Origin of the sequence: Mycobacterium sp. 1165178.9 (assembly GCF_001673555.1) — a bacterium.
Classification (GTDB): Bacteria; Actinomycetota; Actinomycetes; order Mycobacteriales; family Mycobacteriaceae; genus Mycobacterium.
The window spans coordinates 1-635 of sequence record NZ_LZMB01000473.1; the positions used below are offsets into that span (position 1 = coordinate 1).

Sequence of the window (635 nt, forward strand, 5' to 3'; positions counted from 1 at the left end):
CACCGCCGCCCGGTATCGGGCCTATGGCTGGCACGTGCAGGAGATCGAGGGCGGCGAGAACGTCGTCGCGATCGAGGAGGCCATCGCCAACGCCAAGGCGGCTACCGACCGGCCGTCCTTCATCTCGCTGCGCACCATCATCGGCTATCCCGCGCCCAAGTTGATGAACACCGGCAAGGCGCACGGCGCCGCCCTGGGCGACGAGGAAGTGGCCGCCGTCAAGGAGATCCTCGGATTCGACCCGGACAAGAAGTTCGAGGTGCGCGACGAGGTGATCGCCCACACCCGCAAGCTGGTGGACCGCGGCAAGGAAGCGCACGAGAAATGGCAGGCGGATTTCGACGCCTGGGCCGAGGGCCAACCCGAGCGCAAGGCGCTGCTGGACCGGCTGACCGCCGAGGAGCTGCCCGACGGCTGGGACGCCGACCTGCCGCACTGGGAACCCGGCTCCGACCCGATCGCCACCCGCAAGGCCTCCAACGAGGTGCTCAACGCGGTCGGGCCGAAACTGCCGGAGCTGTGGGGCGGTTCGGCCGACCTGGCGGGCAGCAACAACACCACCATCAAGGGTGCCGATTCCTTTGGGCCGCCGTCTATTTCGACCAAGGACTACACGGCGCACTGGTACGGCCGCA

At 68.3% G+C, this 635-nt stretch carries 1 pseudogene; it reads left to right on the plus strand.

The features are described 5' to 3' along the window. Nucleotides 1–635, plus strand: a pseudogene (locus A5652_RS20350) (transketolase); the annotation flags it as partial.